21 protein-coding genes and 1 pseudogene are annotated in these 21,072 nt (G+C 60.1%); 13 read left to right on the top strand and 9 right to left on the bottom strand.

Translation table 11 applies throughout. The features are described 5' to 3' along the window. Nucleotides 1-15 precede the first annotated feature (15 nt). A complete protein-coding gene (gene hemN / locus ASD02_RS22370) occupies nt 16-1,368 on the bottom strand; it encodes an oxygen-independent coproporphyrinogen III oxidase (protein ID WP_057220040.1) in 1,353 nt (450 codons plus the stop codon). A gap of 226 nt (nt 1,369-1,594) precedes the next feature. Between hemN and ASD02_RS22365 the strand changes: the two genes are divergently transcribed. The 5 genes from ASD02_RS22365 to ASD02_RS22345 all read left to right on the top strand — a co-directional run bounded on the left by ASD02_RS22365 (nt 1,595) and on the right by ASD02_RS22345 (nt 5,175). Beyond that, nucleotides 1,595-1,885, top strand: coding sequence for a DUF2249 domain-containing protein (locus ASD02_RS22365; RefSeq protein ID WP_057220039.1), 291 nt, complete (start codon nt 1,595-1,597; stop codon nt 1,883-1,885). 135 nt (nt 1,886-2,020) lie between these two features. Beyond that, entirely contained in the window at nt 2,021-3,385 is a 1,365-nt protein-coding gene (locus tag ASD02_RS22360; RefSeq protein ID WP_057217020.1) for a hypothetical protein, read from the top strand. Further along, nucleotides 3,382-3,918, top strand: coding sequence for a DUF2249 domain-containing protein (locus ASD02_RS22355; RefSeq protein WP_057220038.1), 537 nt, complete (start codon nt 3,382-3,384; stop codon nt 3,916-3,918). Before ASD02_RS22360 ends, ASD02_RS22355 begins: the two co-directional genes overlap by 4 nt. Beyond that, nucleotides 3,905-4,213, top strand: coding sequence for a metal-sulfur cluster assembly factor (locus ASD02_RS22350; RefSeq protein WP_025430202.1), 309 nt, complete (start codon nt 3,905-3,907; stop codon nt 4,211-4,213). The genes ASD02_RS22355 and ASD02_RS22350 overlap by 14 nt, the downstream gene beginning before the upstream one ends. 110 nt (nt 4,214-4,323) lie before the next feature. Then, a complete protein-coding gene (locus ASD02_RS22345; protein WP_244494261.1) occupies nt 4,324-5,175 on the top strand; it encodes a DUF1214 domain-containing protein in 852 nt (283 codons plus the stop codon). A gap of 339 nt (nt 5,176-5,514) precedes the next feature. On the opposite strand, the gene ASD02_RS22340 is transcribed toward ASD02_RS22345, so the two are convergent. Beyond that, on the bottom strand, nt 5,515-6,738 hold the full coding sequence (locus tag ASD02_RS22340) for an NnrS family protein (RefSeq protein WP_057217023.1): 1,224 nt from the start codon (nt 6,736-6,738) through the stop codon (nt 5,515-5,517). Nucleotides 6,739-7,073: 335 nt separating this feature from the next. Here ASD02_RS22340 and nirK point away from each other — a divergent pair, with 335 nt between their 5' ends. The 4 genes from nirK to ASD02_RS22320 all read left to right on the top strand — a co-directional run bounded on the left by nirK (nt 7,074) and on the right by ASD02_RS22320 (nt 11,305). Continuing rightward, nucleotides 7,074-8,216, top strand: coding sequence for a copper-containing nitrite reductase (gene nirK / locus ASD02_RS22335; protein ID WP_057207332.1), 1,143 nt, complete (start codon nt 7,074-7,076; stop codon nt 8,214-8,216). A 110-nt stretch (nt 8,217-8,326) separates the two neighbouring features. After that, a complete protein-coding gene (locus ASD02_RS22330) occupies nt 8,327-9,244 on the top strand; it encodes an SUMF1/EgtB/PvdO family nonheme iron enzyme (RefSeq protein WP_057220037.1) in 918 nt (305 codons plus the stop codon). Nucleotides 9,245-9,363: 119 nt separating this feature from the next. Then, entirely contained in the window at nt 9,364-10,065 is a 702-nt protein-coding gene (locus ASD02_RS22325) for a Crp/Fnr family transcriptional regulator (protein WP_025430196.1), read from the top strand. Nucleotides 10,066-10,399: 334 nt separating this feature from the next. Then, nucleotides 10,400-11,305 carry a LysR family transcriptional regulator gene (locus ASD02_RS22320; protein WP_057207225.1) on the top strand — a complete coding sequence of 302 codons (906 nt, stop codon included), beginning with the start codon at nt 10,400-10,402 and terminating at the stop codon, nt 11,303-11,305. 13 nt (nt 11,306-11,318) lie between these two features. Here ASD02_RS22320 and ASD02_RS22315 read toward each other — a convergent pair whose 3' ends face one another. Next, a complete protein-coding gene (locus tag ASD02_RS22315) occupies nt 11,319-12,269 on the bottom strand; it encodes an alpha/beta hydrolase (RefSeq protein WP_057220036.1) in 951 nt (316 codons plus the stop codon). 26 nt (nt 12,270-12,295) lie between these two features. Further along, nucleotides 12,296-12,517, bottom strand: coding sequence for a DUF2798 domain-containing protein (locus tag ASD02_RS22310; protein ID WP_025430193.1), 222 nt, complete (start codon nt 12,515-12,517; stop codon nt 12,296-12,298). A gap of 196 nt (nt 12,518-12,713) precedes the next feature. Between ASD02_RS22310 and ASD02_RS22305 the strand changes: the two genes are divergently transcribed. The 3 genes and pseudogenes from ASD02_RS22305 to ASD02_RS22295 all read left to right on the top strand — a co-directional run bounded on the left by ASD02_RS22305 (nt 12,714) and on the right by ASD02_RS22295 (nt 15,559). Beyond that, nucleotides 12,714-13,505, top strand: a complete 792-nt coding sequence (locus ASD02_RS22305) for an SDR family NAD(P)-dependent oxidoreductase (protein WP_057220035.1) — start codon at nt 12,714-12,716, stop codon at nt 13,503-13,505. Nucleotides 13,506-13,650: 145 nt separating this feature from the next. After that, a pseudogene (locus tag ASD02_RS22300) lies at nt 13,651-14,443 on the top strand (SDR family oxidoreductase). 174 nt (nt 14,444-14,617) lie between these two features. After that, nucleotides 14,618-15,559, top strand: coding sequence for a DMT family transporter (locus ASD02_RS22295; RefSeq protein WP_025430190.1), 942 nt, complete (start codon nt 14,618-14,620; stop codon nt 15,557-15,559). Between the two features lie 45 nt (nt 15,560-15,604). Here ASD02_RS22295 and ASD02_RS22290 read toward each other — a convergent pair whose 3' ends face one another. The 3 genes from ASD02_RS22290 to ASD02_RS22280 all read right to left on the bottom strand — a co-directional run bounded on the left by ASD02_RS22290 (nt 15,605) and on the right by ASD02_RS22280 (nt 17,542). Beyond that, complete coding sequence (locus tag ASD02_RS22290) at nt 15,605-16,570, bottom strand: NADP-dependent oxidoreductase (protein WP_057220034.1); 966 nt, start codon at nt 16,568-16,570, stop codon at nt 15,605-15,607. A gap of 86 nt (nt 16,571-16,656) precedes the next feature. Next, nucleotides 16,657-17,112, bottom strand: coding sequence for a carboxymuconolactone decarboxylase family protein (locus tag ASD02_RS22285; protein WP_025430188.1), 456 nt, complete (start codon nt 17,110-17,112; stop codon nt 16,657-16,659). Between the two features lie 4 nt (nt 17,113-17,116). Next, a complete protein-coding gene (locus tag ASD02_RS22280) occupies nt 17,117-17,542 on the bottom strand; it encodes a cupin domain-containing protein (RefSeq protein WP_057220033.1) in 426 nt (141 codons plus the stop codon). A gap of 108 nt (nt 17,543-17,650) precedes the next feature. Here ASD02_RS22280 and ASD02_RS22275 point away from each other — a divergent pair, with 108 nt between their 5' ends. Further along, nucleotides 17,651-19,072 (top strand): PLP-dependent aminotransferase family protein, encoded by a 1,422-nt coding sequence (locus ASD02_RS22275; protein WP_057220032.1) that lies wholly within the window; start codon nt 17,651-17,653, stop codon nt 19,070-19,072. Nucleotides 19,073-19,282: 210 nt separating this feature from the next. Here ASD02_RS22275 and ASD02_RS22270 read toward each other — a convergent pair whose 3' ends face one another. Both ASD02_RS22270 and ASD02_RS22265 read right to left on the bottom strand, forming a co-directional pair. Beyond that, nucleotides 19,283-19,495 (bottom strand): hypothetical protein, encoded by a 213-nt coding sequence (locus tag ASD02_RS22270; RefSeq protein WP_025430185.1) that lies wholly within the window; start codon nt 19,493-19,495, stop codon nt 19,283-19,285. 314 nt (nt 19,496-19,809) lie between these two features. Continuing rightward, nucleotides 19,810-21,048: a bifunctional alpha/beta hydrolase/OsmC family protein gene (locus tag ASD02_RS22265; RefSeq protein WP_057220031.1), complete on the bottom strand. Its 1,239-nt coding sequence runs from the start codon at nt 21,046-21,048 to the stop codon at nt 19,810-19,812. Nucleotides 21,049-21,072 lie beyond the last annotated feature (24 nt).

The raw sequence follows: 21,072 nt of genomic DNA, 5'->3' as shown, positions 1-21,072 counted from the left end.
GTGGTCAACCGAGGTTCAGGCCGCCTTGCTGTGCGTGCGTTGCGCGTCGTCGATATAGGCATCGAATGCTGCGGCCACGGCGCGGATCACGAAGCGATGATCCTGGCTTACCGTTATGACGCCGTCGGCGATATCCAGCACGCCGTCATTGGCCATCGTCGTCAGCCGTGCATTGCCACCGAGAAGGACCTTCGGGTCGCGTCCGTGTGCGGTGGCGATTGCCTTGATGTCGACCGTGAAGTCGCACATCAGTCTCTCGATGATCGCGGCACGCAGGCGATCCTCATCGGTCAAACGATAGCCTTTGGTCGTTGCCAGCCGTCCAGACGCGATGTGGCTTGCATAAAGTCCTGGGGGAACCTCGTTCTGCACGTAGCCGGCTTGTGACCGGCCGATTGCCGAGGCGCCGAAGCCTATCAGCGTTTCACAATTGTCCGTAGTATAGCCCTGAAAATTCCGCCGAAGCGTGCCGGAGGATTGCGCGAGCACGAGATCGTCGTCGGGCAGGGCGAAGTGGTCGAGCCCGATCTGGCGGTAACCCGCTTCACAGAGCGCCTCGCTGATGGCGAGCGCCTGATCGGTGCGCGCCGAAGCGTCGGGCAGCACGTTCTCGTCGATCATGCGCTGGTGTTTCTTGAACGACGGCACATGCGCGTAGCCGAAGACGGCAAATCGCTCCGGCCGCATCGCCACTGCCGCCTGGACCGTCTCGACGCAGGAGCGAACCGTCTGGTGCGGCAATCCATAGATCAGGTCGAAATTGATTCCGGTGACACCGGCTTTGCGAAGATGCGCCACTGCATCCGCCGTCTGCTGTTCTGTCTGAATGCGGTTGATCGCCTTCTGGACGACCGGGTCAAAGCTCTGCACGCCGAGGCTGGCGCGTCCAACGCCCCCCTCGCCAAGCGCTTGCGCCATGGCTGCGGTCAGGCGTCGGGGATCGATTTCGACAGCCACGCCTGTCTTTTGACCAAACAGGTAGCGTTCGCGCAGGAGGGCCATCAGGGAAAGGAACTCTTCCGGCTCGATGATCGTCGGCGTCCCGCCGCCGAAATGGACCTCGCCGATCGGCAGCGGCGCGGACACATGATCGGCCACCATGCCGATCTCCTGCCTCAGCACGTTGAGGTAATCGAGGATCGGTTCGTCCTGCCGGGTAATCGTGGTGTGGCAACCGCAATACCAGCACATCGATCGACAGAAGGGGATGTGCAGATAAAGAGACACATCGCGATCCGCGGGAACCGCGCCGAGCCAATCGGCGTAGGTCTTGCGATCGACATCGGCGGAAAAGCGCGGTGCGGTCGGGTAGCTGGTGTAACGCGGCAAGCGCATCTCGGCATATTTCAAAAGGGCGGTGGACTGCATGGCGGTTCCTATCGGCTTGTCGAAACAATCGACCCGTTTCTAGGCCTCGTGCCCCCGTCGTTCTTTGCGAAATGCCAAGTAACCGAGCATGAAGGCGCAAAGCGGGATTTGTTTGCGCTTCGACAAAATGTCGCGTTGCCGTCGGCATTAGCCTTTGCAAATCCGGGCCGTTTGCGCCGGCGTTTCCCGGAAACCGAGGCAACAACGGCGCCCTGAACGGACTGAGATGACCACTGCAGAAACAGAAACCAAGCCCTTCATCGACGTGCGCACCATCCCGCCGGTGGAGCGCCATCCGAAGATCTTCGGCATGCTCAATGCGCTGGCCGAGGGCGGCTCCTTCATCATCGTCAACGACCATGATCCGCGTCCGCTGCACTATCAGCTGGAAAGCCGCTACCCCGGCGAATTCACCTGGGATTACCTCGAAAAGGGACCGGATGTCTGGCGGGTCGAAATCGGCCGGCAACAGGCCTCCGGCTGCGATTGCTGCTGCGGCAGCAGCAGCGGCCACTGATACGAGTGTCCCGGTTAGGGCGTTTCCAGTTTAGGCAGAGCCGCAGGAACGCTCTATCTCTTTGTGTTTACGCATTTCCGGCCGGAAAACCGCTTCGCACTTTTCCTGGAAATGCACTCTTCTGGATGAACCGCGATGTTCGGAGCCACGCTTTCCCGCTGGACGATGTCCTATTTCGCGGCCGCGCTGATCTTTCTTGCCACCAGCGAGATCATGATGGTCCTCGGCTTCGGATATCCGGTTTCCTCCATCGAGGCACCTGAGACGCTGGCGCTCGTCCATACCATTGCGCTCGGATGGCTCAGCCTGCTGATGGCGGGGGCACTGCTGCAGTTCGTGCCTGTTCTCGTTGGTCGGCCGCTTTCGTTTCCCAACCTGGCTTTTCCGGCTCTGGCGCTGCTGGTTGTCGGCATAACCAGCCTGGTGCTTGGTTTTGCCAGCCTCGCAGGCGCCGTCAGCCTTTCACCGCTCCTTCTGCCGTTCGGGGCGACTGTGACGATCGCCGGTTTCGGCCTGCTCATCATCATCTTTGCATCGACGCTTTGGCAGGCGCGACCGCTGCCCTTGCCCGCGCGGTTTGTCGCCGTTGGTCTTGGCTCGCTGGTCATGACCTTCATTCTCGGTGGCATCTACGCATTCGTCCTTGCCGGACTTGCCGATGCGCCGGCCGCGATCGATCTGACGCTCGAAGGTGTTTCGCTCCATGCCACGTTGGGGCTGGGCGGCTGGCTGAGTTTTACGACCATGGGGGTCAGCTACCGTCTTTTGACCATGTTCATGCTGTCGCCGGACCGCGAACGGCATAGCAGCAGGATCGTCTGGGCGCTGGGTGCTGTTGCCCTCGGAATGATCGTCTGCATTGTGCCGATGATCCTTTCCGGTTCGGACGGGCGGACGATCCTGCTCGTCGGTGCGGCGCTCGCCGGTGTGATCGCCATTGGAATTTACATGGCGGACATCGTGCGGATCTACCGCGAGCGCAAACGCAAGCTCATCGAATTGAACAGCCGCGCCGGCATCGGCGCTTTCGTGGCGCTGATTGTCGCGACCGTATTCCTTGTAGCTTCGGTCTTGAGCGGCCGCATCGAAGAAGGCGTCGGTCCGCTCGTCTATCTCGTCACTTTTGGCTGGCTGACGGGCATGGGGCTGGCACAGCTCTACAAGATCGTTCCCTTCATCACCTGGCTCGAATGTTACGGCGCGCTGCTTGGACGCATGCCGACGCCGCGCGTTCAGGATCTGGTCGTCGAAACGCGTGCGGCGTTCTGGTTTCGCCTCTACTATCTCACCGTGATCGTTGCCTCGACAGCGCTCTATTTCGACAACGCATTGCTGTTTCGGGCGAGCAGCCTTGGCCAGTTGATTGCGGTCAATGCGTTGCTTTGGGAATTCGTGGCAACACGAAGGCTCAGCAACGTGCCCGGCAATCTTCAGCTTCCTGGCGGCTTCGCCCGTCCGCATCTCTTCTTCCCATCGTTTCAGTCACGGAGACAACCATGATCAAAGACCCCTACGAACTCGACGTCCGGCCGCTTCTCAAAAGCGGTAGCGATCCGTTCCAGGCCATCATGCGCGCCGTCGACGGTCTGGCACCCGGACAACCGCTCAAACTGATTGCAACGTTCAGGCCGGTGCCGCTTTTCAGCGTCATGGCCGGCCGCGGCTTTGCCCACCAGGACCAGCCGCTCGGCAACGGTGACTGGGAGGTTCTATTCACGCCGGAGGAACAGGTCGACGAGATCAGGGTCTCCGCCGGCGACACGGATCTGGACGCCTGGCCGGATCCCGCGCGCCAGCTCGACCTGACGGATCTGGACCCGCCCGAGCCGATGGTTCGCATCCTCGCCGTGGTGGAAAAGATGCAGGCCGGCGAGGTGCTTTTCGCACTTCTCGCGCGTGAACCGTTGTTTCTCTATCCCGAACTTGCCATGCGCGGCCACAAATGGGCCGGGAACTTCGACGCGGCGGGCGAGACCTATCGCATCCTGATCCGCGTCGGTGGACACAAGGGGCACGAAAATGCAGCCGACTGAACGCGAAGAGCTGGTCGAAAGCATACGCAGCGCCCTGCGGATGATTGTCGATCCGGAAATGGGGTCCAATGTCGTGGATCTCGGTTTGATCTACGACATTGCTGTCCAGGATGGCGGCATCGTCCGCGTAACGATGACCACGACGATAAAGGCCTGCCCCGCCACGGCCTTTCTCAAGGAAGCCGTGCAGAACTGCGTCTGGTACGTTCCCGGCGTCGAATATGCCGAAGTGCGGCTGACCTACGAGCCGCCATGGACCCCGGAAATGATGCGCGAGGCATCTGCCAGGTATTAGGTCGTGGACGTGTAAACTTGCAGGCATGTAGCGTGCTGGTGCGCACTGTGCTGTCAATCATCTGAACCACAGCACCGTTCAGGTTCGACATCGCTGCGGCAGTCAGGAGCGTGAAGGACCATGCGCGTGTCTATCGGCTGTCGGCGGGCAAGGAGCCGCCGGAAACCACCTTTATCAACATCTCAGGCAAGCAGATGAATACGGTCCATGCCAATGACTTCCATTTCTACGAGGAGCTGAACAGCGTCATCCAGACCGAGCCGGGCGATGCATTCGATCCCGAAATTGTCGGCCTGTTCGCATCTATTGGCATAAAGAAGGGCAAGCCGTTCGCGCCTGATACCCGCATGAGGGCAATCCTCACCGAGGCTGTTGCGGTCGGCAATGCGACGGCCCGGTCCATGGTCTTTGCTCCCCGCGATGAACGCGCGAAATTTTACCCCGACCGTCAATGGAACAATGGCTTCATCGGCAACAGCTATCAGTTCCTGAACGACGGCGAACGCATGCTCGACGCGCGCACGATGTTCCACTACGCGGCGACGGGGATCACACCTGCGATGGCAGATGCGAAGCCCGGCACCGGCTCAGCCTACGCGTTTGCGGTCAGGGACTCGACCGGAACCTATCTCGACGGCAGCAAGACATACAAAATCACCTTGCCTGCCCCCGTTCCGGTCGGACAGTTCTGGTCGTTCACGGTGTATGACAATCAGACCAGATCAATGCTGGAGACTGACCAGAAGCTCGCAGGCATCGACAGCAATCAGCCGGGCATCAAGAAGAACGAGGACGGTTCGGTGACAGTCTGGTTCTCTCCAGAGGCTCCGTCGGGACAAGAGGGAAACTGGGTTCAAACCATACCCGGCAAGGGCTGGAATTCGCTGTTGCGGCTGTATGCTCCATTGGAGCCATGGTTCGACAAGAGTTGGAAGCCAGGCGACTTCGAGAGGGTTGATTGAACACGCGCCGCGGGTTCCGGATGTTTTGCATACGGTCCGACACCCGCCCCGCTGGGAAGTCACCGAAGAAATGAACCACAGGCACTGCATGAGTGCTAGATTTCTTGCGTCTGCCGCCGTGGCAAGTGTTTCTGCCCCCATCGCTTTTTTCAGCGCAGCCAATGACCGGTTATTGGCTGCGCTAGCGATTTTCGAGAGGTTCGCCTCACGTCCGCTGTCGGAGGCACAAGCTTCGATCCTGCGGGGCGGCGTCTTTATGAGTACATGGCCTCGTCGGAAGGTTGCCGCAGCGGAGGCAACCTTCTTTTTTGGTTATGCAGAACCAACTTACTCGGGGCGCTAGGCAGCACCCCGTGGCGCGCGCCGGGCGCGAACCAGCATCGGACCGTATTCGATGCAGAACAGCGCAAAGGCTGTGATCCAGAGTGCTCCCGATAGCGCGAGCAGGTGATGATAGTGCGCCGGCAGGATCTCGGCGAAGGGGCGCGCCAGCGCCGCGCCGATGATGGCGATGTAAGAGGCGCAGCTGAGGTTCGATGCAGCCAATGGCCGTCCGGTGTGTCCGCGGCTTGCGCGCGTCATGACGGCCAGCATCATGCAGGCTATGACCCCAACGGTCATCACATGCATGACGGGGTACGCGTCGAGAGCGCTGACCGCGCCTGCCGCAACGGCGGCAAAGCCGAGTGGAACGAAGGCATAGGCCGCGTGCAGGACGAACACGATCTTGTCCGGCCACGTGGTCCACCCGCGCCAGCGGATAAGCCGGGCCGCCTGCAGCAACGAGGCGGCGGACGCTACCGTAGCCGTGACGATGTGTTGCGGCGCGAAGGTCCAGCAGACAAGAGCAGCGACGCCGACGAGAATCGTCACTGTGTCAAAGCGGTTATAGGGAACCGGAAAGTCGGTCCGGCCGAACTTGTTCAGCCAGTTGCGGGTGAAGCTTGGCAGAATTCTGCCGCCGACAATCATGATCAGCATGACATAAGCGCCGATCGCCAGCCGTGCCGCCGCGTCGACGTCGAGCTCACGGACGACGGAGATATGGAACCACGCATTGGCGGCTGAAAGAAGAACCAGACCGCCGACGATTTTCAGATCTTTCCACTTCCGACCGACGATGATTTCGCGCGCGCAGATCGCGAGCAACGCCGGCATGAAGGCGGCCTCGATGATCACTGCGAACTTCAATCCGATAACATCGGTTGCAAGCAGCGCCAGCCGCCCGGCAACCCACAGGGCGAACAGGTAGGCGAGCGGCCTGCCAGAAACTGGCAGCCTGCCGGTCCAGTTCGGAACAGCGGTCAAAAGGAAGCCTGCGAGTACGGCGGATGAGAACCCGAAGAGCATCTCGTGTGCGTGCCAATGGGCAGGGCCATATTCGCCGGCAATGTCGATACCCGTGGTAAGGGCGGCAATCCATCCGGCCATGGCGAAGATCGCCCAGAGACTGGCGCCGAGGAAGAAGGGTCTGAAGCCATAGGAAAAGAGAACGGGACCGGTGGTGGCGATTCCGCGCGGGATTCCTCCGCTGGGCCTTGGTTTGCTGAAGTAACTAAACATTGTTCGATCCTGTTCTTTCGTCGAGCGGACGGGTGGATGGGATCGATTTATCCGGGGCTTGCCGAGGCATCTTTGCGAAAACGCAATTATAGAGCCTGGCGAACGCCGCCCCCGCGAAGATTTGCAGAAAAACATCCACTTTCCGGGGCGATTTGTTCCAAGACAAAGACGTCATTCGCTCTCGGTTCTACTTGAGGCATGACTACTGAAAAACCGGTGGTCAAAACCTGAGGTGAGCCCGCCAGGGACGGCAGAGGACACCGTAACACGTTGAATTTCGGCATGATTTTCGGACGGCCACTCCGGTCGCGCGGTCATGCCCAAGGAGAGCAATGATGACAGAACAGCTGCAGATGACTCGCCGGACGATTCTGGCCGGCGCCGCCTTCGCTGGCGCGCTGACGCCGATCCTGACGGCGACCTCGACCCAGGCCGCAACGGCCGCCGCTCCCGCGGCAGCGGACACGGCGCCGGTCGACATTGCGACACTGGAACGGGTCAAGGTCGACCTCGTCGCTCCGCCCTTCGTTCATGCTCACGATCAGGTCGCCAAGACCGGCCCGCGCGTGGTTGAGTTCACCATGACCATCGAAGAAAAGAAGCTGGTCATTGACGGCGACGGCACCGAAGTGCACGCCATGACCTTCAATGGCTCGGTTCCCGGTCCGCTGATGGTCGTCCACGAGAACGACTATGTCGAACTCAGATTGATCAACCCCGCCACCAACACGCTGCTGCACAATATCGACTTTCACGCAGCAACGGGGGCCTTGGGCGGTGGCGGCCTGACGCAGGTCAATCCCGGCGAGGAGACGACCTTGCGCTTCAAGGCGACCAAGCCTGGCGTCTTCGTCTACCATTGCGCGCCGGAAGGCATGGTGCCCTGGCACGTCACGTCGGGCATGAACGGCGCCATCATGGTGCTGCCGCGTGACGGGCTTAAGGATGAGAAGGGACAGCCGCTGACCTATGACAAGGTCTACTACGTGGGCGAGCAGGATTTCTACATCCCGCGCGACGAAGCCGGCAACTACAAGAAATACGAAACGCCCGGCGAAGCCTATGAAGATACCGTCAAGGTGATGCGCACGCTGACCCCGACCCACGTCGTCTTCAATGGCGCGGTCGGAGCGCTGACCGGCGAGAAGGCGCTGACAGCGGCCGTTGGCGAACATGTGCTCGTCATCCACTCCCAGGCCAACCGCGATACACGGCCACACCTGATCGGTGGACACGGCGACTATGTCTGGGCAACCGGCAAATTCCGTAATCCGCCCGAGCTCGATCAGGAAACCTGGTTCATTCCGGGCGGCACCGCCGGCGCGGCCTTCTACACATTCCGGCAGCCGGGCATCTATGCCTACGTCAACCACAACCTGATCGAGGCCTTCGAACTGGGCGCGGCCGGACACTTCAAGGTCACCGGCGAGTGGAACGACGATCTGATGACCTCGGTCGTCAAGCCGGCTTCGATGTAGCCCCGACATGACAATCGGCCGCGTTGCCCGAAGAGGTCTTTGGGCAGCGTGAGGCAGCGACAAGGGCATGCGCCGGATCCGTCGGCGCATGCCAATAGAAGGGGAAGAACATGCGCGATAGACGTCACAAGAATTCGGTTTCGGTGTTTTCCGTCGCCGTTCCAGCCTTGCTGCTGGTTGCCATCGGCGGGGTGCTTTCGGCCAAGGTCGGGCTGCTGGATGACCTCGACGCAACGGTCGACACCCGCATCGAAGCGCCAGTGACAGTGACGATCGAGCCGCGCCGCATGGAATACCGGGCCGAAGGCCACTTCATCAAGAATGGCTTTGCCGTCGATGCACCGCTGGTTGATGCGACGCTCGCGAAACCGTTCAGGATCATGAAGTACCAGGTTAGCCGCACGGACTATCAGCGATGCGTCGAAGACGGCGCTTGCGAAAAGGGTGAGCCGGCGGCAAGCCTCGGCAATGATACGCCGATGACCGGCGTCAACTACACCGACGCCAGCAATTATGCCGCCTGGCTGACGGAAAAGACGGGGCAGGTCTGGCGTTTGCCGACCGATCGGCAATGGGCCTTTGCGGCCGGCCGGAAATTTCCCGACGACGCGCTCGGCATTGACGGCAGCAAGGACAACCCGGCGCTGAGATGGCTTGCCGACTACGAGCGCGAATCGACACGGCAGAAGTCGAAGAACCCAATGCCGCAACCGTCGGGCACGTTCGGCGAGAACGAATTCGGCGTCGCCGATCTCGACGGCAATGTCTGGGAATGGACGCAGACCTGCCACCGTCGCGTCACGATCGATGCGGATGGTGAGGTGCTAAAGATATCGCCAGCCTGCGGCATCTACGTCGTCGACGGCAAGCACCGTGCGTCGATGAGCTTTTTCATTCGCGATCCGAAGAGCGGCGGTTGCGCGGTCGGCGTGCCGCCGGACAATCTCGGCTTCCGCCTGGTTCGCGACGATCGTTGGTATGCGGACATGCTGTACGCCTTCGAGCGCCGTTTTCCCGGTGCGGTGTAACAGCGCGGGGCCTTGATTATCGCCGCTTAAGGGCGGCGAAAGGGTGTTGTCCGCTTCTTCCTCCCTATCGCACGTGATATAGCAGCCGCATCGCCGATCCGCAGGAGACAGGAAACGACGTGGCTGCACTGGACCGAACACTCGTCAAATCACTCCCGCTGTTTCAGAAGATGAGCGATCAGGAGCTGGACAAGCTCCTGGCGCACGCGACCGTGCGGCGCGTGCCCCAGAATGAGGCCGTCTTCGAGCAGGGGGCTGCGGCGGATTCGTTCTACCTGCTCCTGCACGGACGCCTTAAGGTCACCCAGGTCACCCGCGACGGCCAGCAGATCATCGTCCGTGTCGTCAATCCGGGCGATCTGTTCGGCTTTGCCCGCGCGCTGCAGCGCAGCGACTATCCGGGCACGGCGATGACGGCAACGGAAAGCCTCGTCCTCGCCTGGCCGACCGAACTCTGGAATGTTTTCGTCGAGAGCAATCCGCATCTGGCCATCAATGCGATGCACACGATCGGTCAGCGGCTCGACGAGGCCCATACCCGCATCCGTGAGATGTCGACCGAGGAGGTCGAACGCCGCGTCGCGCACGCAGTTCTGCGCTTGGCCGAACAGGCCGGAAAACGCGAAGAGCTCGGGGTGCGCATCGACTTTCCCATATCCCGCCAGGACATTGCCGAAATGACCGGAACGACGCTCCACACTGTCTCGCGCATTCTCAGCGCGTGGGAGGGACGGGGACTGGTGCAGGGCGGACGACAGAAGCTGCTTCTCTGCGATCTGCCAGGGCTTCGACGGCTCGCGGAACAGGTCGAGAAGAGCTAAGGATTCGACTGCCCCTCCACGAGGTGTGTTGCTTCCAGACGTCCGGTCAGGGCCGATGGCCGGCTGCAATCCCTACTGCATGTTTCCTTAAATCCTATTCGATTTAAGGAAACATGTGGTAATTCAAAGTGCTACAGCGATCTTTGCGCGTCTAATAAGACGCGCGGCGCTGTAGTCACCTTCGGACGAATGCAGTACCTATGGGCAAACTCTAGAGCGTCCTTTGTGCGTTCAGATGAACGCACAAAGGACGCTCTAGCACTTTGAATCTAGAGCATCTTATCCGCTTTCGGTGATGCCACTTGAAAGCGGGATGCTCTAGCCGCGGGGTCCAATGGATCGACTTGATGCTATGCGGGTACTGCTTGCGGTGGTCGACGCCGGAAGTTTGTCGGCTGGCAGCCGCAAGCTGAATGCTCCCTTGCCGAGTGTCAGCCGCAAAGTCGCTGATCTCGAGCGGCACCTCGGTGCAAACCTAATCATTCGCACAAGCCGAAACCTGCAACTGACTGATGCCGGTCGTGATTATGTCGAAGCGGCGCGGAAGATCGTGGCGGACCTGGAGGAGGCCGAGCGACGCGCCTCGGGTGAATATCAAACACCGCGCGGAACGTTGACGATCACGATGCCGGTGGAGTTCGGAAGCCGCTACGTGCTGCCGATTGCATTGGACTTCATGGACAAGCACCCGGAAGTCTCCTTGAACATCTTGTCGTTGGACCGCTCAGTCAATCTCGTCAACGAGCAGGTGGATGTTGCCATTCGTCTCGGGGAACTTGCCGACAGCTCTCTTTACGCAGTCAAGGCTGGCGAGTTTCGCCTTCTGACGGTTGCCAGTCCAGCTTATCTCAAGCGGCATGGCGTGCCTGAGCATCCGAGCGACCTGCCGAAGCATGACGGCATCATGTTCAACAACCGCTCGTTCTTCTGGGGATTTGACGTCGACGGTAAACTGATCGAAGCTCTTCCGATCACCCGGCTCGAAGTCAACACGGCGGCAAATTGTGTTGCCGCCGCGTTAGGTGGCGTGGGCATCGCCCGGGTCTTCGACTACCAGGTACCGGAGGAGCTCTCCACCGGTGCGCTTGTGCCGATCCTGCAAGGTTATGGCGGCGAGGCGAAACCGATCCACATCGTTTATTCGCGTCAAGGGCTTCTCGCACTTAAGGTGCGCGCCTTCATCGACTGGGCCCTGCCGCGGCTTCGGACGACTTGCAGCGAGTATGGATCGGCCGCCTGATAGCTACGCCCCGTCACCGAAATGAAGCTCGAACCTCTTCGATCGTTTGCTTCGGGCTCTGCAGATGAGGGTAATGCCCAACGCCGGCAAGAAGATTGAGTTTTGCGGGGAGCCTTGAGGCGAGTTCGAGCCCCATTTCCTTCTTGATGTAGAGGTCGTTCTCACCCCAAACCACATTTACGGGTGTTTTGAACCGGGCCAATTGCGATTCAAAATAGTCCTGGTCCCGCGTGAAGTGAGAATAGTAGTATGAGAAAGCGTCTGCCGTCGTCATAGCGCCGTGGTTCCAGCCGTTGGCCATGTCGTCCTTGAATTCCTGCGAAACCTCGAACTGCGCTTCCTTGGGCAGGCCTCGTCTGAAGGCGTTCTCGAGGATATCCGCGCGATTCTTGTTCAGCTGGGCACGCGCCTGACCGGTCGCTCCCGCCACCTTCAGGCTTTGCAGGCTCTCGTACATGTATTGGGGCCTGTTGAAGGGAGCGAAGTCACCGACAATGATCGTCCTGGCGATATCAGGGTTTTCCAACGCCAGGAGAAGCGCCGGCAGGGCTCCGATGTCGGTTGCGTAGATCGTCAGCTTCGATGTGTCGATATCCGCCTTCGCCACGTATTCGTTCAAGACGCGCGCGTAGTCCTTGGGTGCATAGGAAAATCTGTCGACCGCTGGCCTTGATGAGAGGCCGTAGCCTGGCCAGTCGAAAGCATGAACCTCGTAGTCATTGCCAAGGGCGAGCGAAACATCTTTCCAGGCATAGAGGGTCTCCGGAAACCCATGCAGGAAGAGAACGGTCCCTTTCGGTCTCGGGTTGTGCACCACCATTCTTCTAAGCGTGATGTCTGCATCGATCTTCAGGAAGTCGATGTTGGCCTTTGGTTGCCGGGTGTCTTCGGCGCTTGCCGGTGCGATGGCCGAGCAAAGCACCGCGGCGGCTGCAAACAACGTCCGAATGGATGATTTTGGCATGTCAGTTTCCTCAATGTAGCGTCAGATCAGTAGACCAGGCGATCGACTTGCGCCTGAAGGCGAGGGCCGATCAGGAGGATTGCGGGAATGACGATCACGTAGCCGATCCCCCAGGAACGCAGCCACGTCAGGACAAATCCATTCGAAAAGCCCAGATTGAAGGCGAGAAGCGAGAAGGAGATGATCCCCGTCGTCACGACGCCCATCGACAGGGCGAATGCGATTTTCCGTTTCAGATGTATGTGCATGTCTTTCTCCCAGAAGGCTCGGAAATAGTGGCTCAATCAGCCTGCTTGTCGTCAGCGACGCGCTCAGGACCTGGCATAAGAATTGAGCGCCACGCCCGCGGCCGGTAGAGCAAGAATGCGAGAGGCAGCCTCTTGATGTCGGCAAGTCCCAAACGGGGCGGAATGACATACACCGGTCGCGAAAGGACGAAATGTCATGTCGCGAACGCACCCGAAGGCCCTTGTGACCTACGCGTCATGCGCGATCGGTCTCCTTTATGCCGATCGGCTGGCGCGCCGCGGATACGATGTTGTGATGCTTGCAAATGGTGCTGATCGACCAGCCGCGCTTGCGCGTATTCTGCAAGCCGAAACCGATGCGGCGGTCGAGATCATCACTCCAAACCTTTGCACCGATCGCGGCCTGGATGACGTGGAAGCCAGTTTCGCGCGAGGAACCGGCTTTGACGTCGTCGTCAATAATCTCGGCCTGCCTCCCGGCAAGTCACTGGCCGAAGCTTCTGCGGCAGATCTCGACCGCCTGATTGGCACGAATGTGAGGGCATACACGCGCATTTCGGCGGCCGCCGCCCGGAGCATGGCCCTTCGGCGCCACGGTGCGATTATCAACGTGGCGTCGGCCGTCGGCATCGCACCCGAAACTGCAACCGGCGTCTATGGCGCGAGCAAGGCCTTCCTGATCGCCCTGGCCCGCACGATGCAACACGAACTGGGACATCACGGCGTTTATGTACAATTGGTTCTGACCGCCGCAATCCGCACCGATGTCTGGCCATTTGCGGGATGTGAAGCCGAACTTCTGCCCGGAATGATGAGTGCCGCCGACGTGGTGGATGCCGCATTGGTCGGATTCGACCGTCGCGAGCCGCTGACCATTCCCTCTCTGGCGAAGGCAAGCCAATGGGCGCGGTACGAACACGCGCGCAAGACGCTGCTCGATGATCTCGTGAATGGCGAGTTGGCGCCGCGATATCGGCGCCTTGTCTGACCCGAGACTACGAAACGAGAGGCTGGCTCTCATTTCCCCTCAGTACCGGTCGCTGGGTGTCCAGCCTAATCTAAAGGGCATGAGCAGAGACCGAAGCTCGCCAGCGATGACGGCCTGCTTTCACCACAATCAGAGAGGAACGACGATGCAAGAGACGTTGGGAAAAGCTGTCATTACCGGTGCATCGAGCGGTATCGGTGCGCTTTACGCTGATCGCCTGGCTCGGAAGGGTTATGATCTGATCCTCGTCGCGCGAAACGGCGATCGGCTGCGGCGAGCTGCTGCAACCATTCACGAGCAGACGGGCCGCACGGTTGAAACGGTCACGGCCGACCTGACGGTCGCGGACGATGTGGCGCGGGTCGCGGCGCAGATCGCCGGTGATCCGCGGATAACCATGCTGGTCAATAATGCCGGCGTCGGCGCAACTGCGCCTCTGCTCCAATCTAACGCTCACGCCATGAGCGCGATGATCGCACTCAACGTCGACGCTCTGATGCGCCTCACCTATGCCGCAGCCTGCCTTCGTCGAGCGGAACAGGGGCACCATCATCAATATCGCTTCGATCGTGGCGGTTGCACCTGAGAGACTGAATGGCGTCTACGGCGGCACGAAGGCCTTTGTTCTCGCCTTCAGCCAGAGCCTGCGTCAGGAGCTCGCCGACAGCAACGTTCATGTGCAGGTCGTGTTGCCAGGCGCCACTGCGACCGACTTCTGGGATATCGCCGGCTTGCCCGTGCAGCACTTGCCCCAGGAAATCGTCATGCCGGCCGATGCCTTGGTCGACGCCGCGCTCATGGGTCTCGCCCGCAACGAATTCGTTACGATCCCCAGCCTTCACGATGTCGGCCAGTGGGACACCTTCGAGGCTGCCCGCCAGGCGATGGCCGACAATCTGTCTACGAACAAACCCGCCGACCGCTACCTGGCCAACTGACCACCATTGAGGGCACACGGGCGACAACGTCGACGCCCGGCAGTGCCCTCGAACGAACGTCTTAGATCAAGGGAAGCGCGAAGGCTCTATCGCTGTGTAGCATAGAGAAACATTGGCCATGGAACGAGCAGACGGCGGGACCGCCTCGCTTGGCTTGGCAGATCGGGGCCAGTTATGGACAGGCAGTTTTATATCGGCGTTTTCGCGGCGATTTTTGCCGCATTCGCCTTTTCCCTCAACTTCATCGTGCCGTTCGTCATCGGCGATTACTCTACCTTCGATTTTGCTCTGATCCGCCATGTCGTTTCGGCGGTGGTTGGCGTGTATATCTTGGTGATCACCAAGGGGGTGGCGCAGTACCTTACCCCCGGCAACTGGCTCATCGCCACGTGGCTCGCCTTCATCGGCTATGTCGGCTATTTCCTCACGGTTACGGGCGCGGCCATCTATGCCGGGCCGGTGATTGCGCCCGCATTCCTCGGACTTGTCCCGATCGTTCTGGCCCTCATCGGCAATCGGCGGCAGGGATCCCTGCCGTGGCGATTTTTGATGATGCCGCTCATGCTGGTGTTGTTCGGTCTTGTTCTTGTCAACAGCGCCGCGTTCACCGAGGTCGGATTGGATTCTGTGCGTTCACTCTGGATTGGGGTTCCACTTTCTATCGCAGCCGTCGTGTTGTGGGTATGGTTTGCCATTGCTAACCAGGCAGCACTGGCCGCCAGACCGGGCATGCCTTCAGGTGTGTGGTCGGCTCTCATCCTCATCGGCGGCGGCATTTTGATGCTGGTTTTCTACCCGATTGGCGCAGCGATGGGGCTGTTCCAGCTTCCCAAGCTTGGTTTCGGATGGGGCACCGCTGCACCATTGTACCTGTGGGGTGTGTCGCTCGCTCTGGTGGCGACAGTTGGCGGCGTCTGGACCTGGAATGTGGCCGCGCGCAGCCTGCCGGTCGCGCTGGCGGCTCAATTGATCGTTTCAGAAACGGCCTTCGGCGTCATTGGTGGGCTCATTGTCCATGCTCGAATACCGACGGTTTTGGAAGGCGCCGGCGTTGCGATACTGATCGCCGGGGTCGTTCTGGCGATCCGTGTGTTCCACGGAAGAAGGGCCTGTTGAAGCGACCCATCATTCCATTTCTCCGGTAGCCTGGCGCGATTTTCGTCAGTTGGCTTCACCCATTGCCAGGACGATTTTTCCCTTCGGTCTCGGCAGCTCGCCTTCGAGCATCAAGTGCGCGTCCTTCGCTTGCTCAAACCGTAATGTCGCCCCGACATTCATCCGGAGGGCACCTCGGGAGACGAGAGAGGAGATGCGGGCAAGGCTTTCGGTCGATACGTCGACGAGAAAAAATTTGGACAGGACCTGGTGCTGTGCGGCCAGAGCCTGGTCCGGAACCGAAACGGCCGAAATCAATCGCCCTCCCTTTTTCAGCACCCGGAACGATCGCGTTTGGGTTTCTCCGCCCACCAGATCGATGACGGCATCGACATCGCGAATTTCGTCCTCAAATCTGGTTTTTGTATAGTCGATGACCGTTTCGCCACCGAGAGCAACAACGCTTTCGATGTCACCTGACGCGGCGGTGCACACTGTCCGAAGGCCCGCTTCTCTGGCGAATTGCACGGCATAGGCGCCGACGTTTCCCGCCGAACCGTGGATCAGCACAGTTTGGCCCCTTTCCAAACCAGCCTGATCGAAAAGTGCCTGCCATGCTGTCACCGCGATCACGGGCAGCGATGCCGCAGCGACGTGGTCAATCAGCACTGGTTTGTGATCGAGCATGGAAGCACTGGCGACTGCGTATTGCGCGTATCCACCACAAAAGCGCTTGTTGGTGACGCCATAGACATCATCTCCAGCCTTGAACCGCGGGACCCCAGCGCCGACCGCGACGACCTCGCCTGAGATGTCCGAACCGAGAATGAGCGGGAGAGGCTGGGGCAGGGCGCTGTTGCCGGCGCGAATCCACCCATCCCAAGGGCCAACACCAGCCGCATGGACCTTGACGATGACCTCGTTCATCCCTGGCTCTGGAGTGTCCACGCGCTCCAACTGCATTACATCTGGCGGCCCGAACTGATGGACGCGCCATGCCTTTCCTGAGAAGGTCTTTGAGACATCCGGCATGTGTTTTCCTCTCGATGTTAGTGCAGTGACGAGCGCGCTGCTCACAGTGAAACAGCCCGGGCTCCACCGCGAGCGCTGTTTCGAGGCTATCTGCCAATCGCCGCGTGGGGCACATTCCTGAAGCTTATGGCCATCCGATTGTAGGCGTTCATGAGGCTGATCGCGATCGTGAGATCGACGCGTTCGCGTTCGCTGAAGACGGCGCTGACAGCGTCATAGGCGTCACTAGGCACACCCGTCTCTGCCACGCGCGTCACTGTTTCGGCCCATGCGAGCGCCGCACGCTCGCGCTCGTCGAAGAGAGGGCCGGCTTCCCGCCAGGCTTGAAGCAACGCGATCTTCTCGATCTGCTGCCCCTTCTTCAAAAGATCCCGCGTGTGCATGTCGAGACAATAGGCACAGTTGTTGATCTGGGAAACACGCAGATAGACCAGCTCGAGCAAAACGGATGGGAGGCCGCTTTGCATGACGTAACCGTAGACACCGCCCAGCGCTTTCGCGCCGGCAGGAGCGATTTGGTTATAGTCCAGACGGGCTGACATCGGTTCATTCCTTTGCTTTGGCTGTGGTGGTCAGTTCCTTGTCGTCGGTGTCGACGACAAAGACAGCCAGAAGCTTCGCGGGTTCGGTCTTGCTCGCGTTGCGGCTTACGAGGTGGCTGGAGCCAGGGGTCTCGTAGAAGCTTTCGCCGGGACGATAGGTCCTCTTGGGCTCATCGTTCACCTGTGACTCGATTTCTCCCGACAGAACATAGGCAAAAATGAACGCCGATTTTGCATGGACATGTGGCAGTGACGCTCCGCCTGGACCGTAATCGACGACCACGGCGCGAACCGACTTGCCGGGAATGTTCGGAATATTCTGCTCGAAGGCCGGCGTAACTGTTTCGAGGGGATCATGCGCGGCGACGGGCATCGCAACGGCCATGGCGACTGCGGCGCAGGCTGCACCGATGATGGATCGTGCATTCATGATGACATTTCTCCTTTGTGGCCTGTTCATCTACTCGCTATAAATACCCCTCGACTGGTCCTGTATTAAGCACCAGGAACGCACGAAAATCTTGTACCACGGGACGGAATGGCTAAACCGCTTGAGCTGCAGATTGATCGCACTGCGAAGACCCCGCTGGCGGACCAGATCTGCATGGGCATCACTGCCGCGATCGACAGTGGCGTATTGGCATCAGGCGCGCGCCTACCCTCCTGGATAGACTTGGCGGCCCAACTTGGCGTCGCCCGTGGCACCGTTCGGCTGGCCTACGATAAACTGGCGGCGGCTCAGCTTATCGTTGCATCTCGCGCAACGGGAACGCGTGTAACGGAGCGACCGATCCTATCCCGGCGACAGGATTCCCCACCGGAGCCTGGCTCCTTCATGGAGCGGTATCAGGAGATGATCGCGGGCCCGGCAATCTTCCAGATGGGCGTGCCGGCGAAGGAGACCTTTCCCGCAAAACTCTTCGCCAGGATCCGGTCCCAAAGTGTGCGCGCCGAGGCGAGCGCACCGGCGATGTATCCGGACCCACGCGGCGAACTCGAGCTGCGGCGAGAGATCGCCGCCTATCTTGCCATTGCGCGCGGGATCGAGTGTTTGCCCTCTCAGATCCTCATCACTTGCGGTTTTGCCAGCGGCCTTGGATTGACCCTCCACGCGCTTGGGCTCGAAGGACGCAAGGCATGGATGGAGGATCCTGGATTTCCGTTCACGCGGCGCGGGCTTGAGTTGGCGAGATTGTTGCCTGTCCCTGTCCCGGTTGACGCCGACGGCATCGATGTCGACTACGGCCTTCGCATCGCTCCGGACGCGGGGCTAGTCGTTGTGACACCTGGACAGCAGGCTCCAACTGGAATGACGCTTTCGCTCGGGCGACGGCTGCATCTTCTTGATTGGGCGGATCAGGCGGGAGCTTGGGTAATCGAGGATGATTATTTGGGCGAGTTGCAACTGACAGGCCGCGCCGCGCCGGCACTCGCCTCGATTGATCGTGCAGGCCGGGTCATCCATATCGGCTCGTTCAGCAAGACCATAAGTCCGACATTGCGCCTCGGCTTTGTCCTCGTGCCGCGGTCTCTGGAAGCCCGCTTCGCCGAGGTGGCGGCATGTTTGGCGCCTCCGCCCGGGCCATCCGTACAACTCGCCACCGCGGAGTTTATTTGCGAGGGGCATTTCTTGCGGCATCTGCGGCGCACGAAACGCGCATACACGGCACGCCGAGACGCATTGCTGCGGTGTCTGGAGGCGCGCGCAGACGGGATAATCGTTGATACGGCGGGTCTGGCCGTTCTGTTGCGCCTCCCCGATGGCGCGCCGGATGTTTCCATCGTGCGCGAAACGCTACCGTTCGGCCTGGCACCGGCACCCTTGTCGGTATGGCACGCGTCGCCGGCCTTCGCGAAACCCGGTCTGCTTTTGGGCGTTGCCACGTGTCCTCAGCAATATGTCGAGCGGTCTTGTGACCGCCTTCTCGAAATTATTCATCGCTGCACATCGTCGCGATGAGGAAGGCACCGGCCCAATCCGTCGGTCTTTTCTGACAGCCTGATCACGGATCCAATGCGCCAATCAAGGTGGTGGCACCTTCGAAGGTAGCGTCAACATACTCCGCCACTCGTGCGCACAGGGGCGATAGAACGAGACCTGAGGCCAGCAAGGGAGGCAGCGTATAGGAGGAAGGGGTGGTCGAGATCGATCGCAGCCGGTGCTTGTTAGCTAGAGGCGCGGGGTTCTGGGTGAGAACTCCTCATCGAGATCCTCGAAATGAAAAGGCGGAGCGAGCGTTCCGTGTGCCTCAGTTGTGGCGAGGAGACCGGCACTGGACCGACTGATTGGCACGAACGGTGCCCTCTTGAAATCGCCCGAGTAAAACAGGGAGGCCGCTGCGGCGACGCAGAAGGCAAGGAAAAGGTTGATGATGCCGGACATTTCACGTGCCTTGCTTTGATATTGGCGCCCAATCCGCGGCCAGTGTTCCAGGTACTGCTTGCCCCGACCATTTACCGTCAAACCACATGGCCTGCAGGCAAGTCTCGACGCCTTGACACAGATCGATAACGCACCTGGAACACTGGTATTCGTTGCGCATGTAGACGTAACCTTGATTTCTCAAGCGTTTGTATCTGATGCCAACGAACCCATCTTCCTGCGATCGCGTATACCGGATATGTCTGCCTAGGGGCGTTTCTGTAATCATTTGTATCCGCGCAGGCGGATTGCGGCGGCGCCTCTATCGAGAGCGGTTATCGCAACGGCGCTTTCACGACCGTTTCTATCCTTGCGACACCCTCCAGCGTACGATGGACCGGACATTTGTCGGCGATTTCAGCGATCTTGCCTCGAAGCTCCTCTGAGACCTCGCCGTCGATTGATATGACGCGTTCGAAGCGATCAATCCTGCCGCCAGTGCTGCGCTCAGATTCCGTGCATTCCACACAATCCCTGGCATGGATCTTCGTGTGGGAGACATCAACGCCGATGCGTCCGAGCGGCAGATTCTTGTATTCGGCGTATTGGCGCAGCGTCATCGACGTGCAGGCGCCGAGCGCCATGGACAGGAAGTCATAGGGTGACGGGCCGGAATCGAGGCCGCCCATTGCCTTGGGTTCATCGGCGAAAAGACGATGGCTGCCGGCCTGGGCGGTGTTCTGAAATTTGCCGCCGCCTGTCTCCGTCACCCGCACATGCTCTACCGGCTCCGCGCCTTGCGGCGTATCGGCAGCGAGATAGCGCGTCATCCATCCTGAAATGACCCGTCCGGCAAAGGCCGCGTCCTCAAGATTTGTGAGCAGGTGGTCTGCCTTGTCCAGCGATATGAAGCTTTTGGGATGTCTGGCTGCGCCGAAGATTTCGGTAGCGTTCTCGATGCCGACGGTTTCGTCCAAGGGGCTATGCAAAATGAGCAGCGGCTTTTTCAGCGACGCGACGGCGTCCTTGATGCGGTGCGCACGCGCATCCTCGACAAATTGCATGTTGACGAGAAACTTGCGTCCGGCGAGATCCACTTCCGCCGAACCGGACGTCTCGATCTCCTTGAGGCTCGCGCCCAAGTTCTTCAACACGTGGCCGACATCGGCCGGTGCGCCAATCGTTGCAACCGCGCGGACTTCAGCAATGTCCTTGGCCGCCGCGAGCACTGCGGCCCCGCCGAGCGAATGACCGACCAGCAACGAGGGTGCCTGGAAGTGATGACGTAGATAGTCGGCCGCCGAGACAAGGTCGGCAACATTCGAGGAGAAATTCGTCGATGCGAATTCGCCTTCACTCGATCCCAACCCCGTGAAGTCGAAACGTAGGACAGCGATACCCTCTCGGGCCAGTTCCGCTGCGATCCGGCGCGCCGACGCCAGGTCCTTGGAACAGGTGAAACAATGGGCAAACAGAGCGTAGGCGCGCAGGGGCCCGCTGGGGAAGTCGAGCCGGGCGGCAAGAGTTGCTCCGGAATGGCCGGCAAATTGAAGCCGTTGCGAACTGAAAGCCATAGGAATGCTCCTTCGCTGCTGGGA

Origin of the sequence: Ensifer sp. Root1252 (assembly GCF_001425885.1) — a bacterium.
GTDB classification, from domain to species: domain Bacteria; phylum Pseudomonadota; class Alphaproteobacteria; order Rhizobiales; family Rhizobiaceae; genus Ensifer; species Ensifer canadensis.
This window is presented reverse-complemented; position numbering and strand designations above follow the sequence as displayed.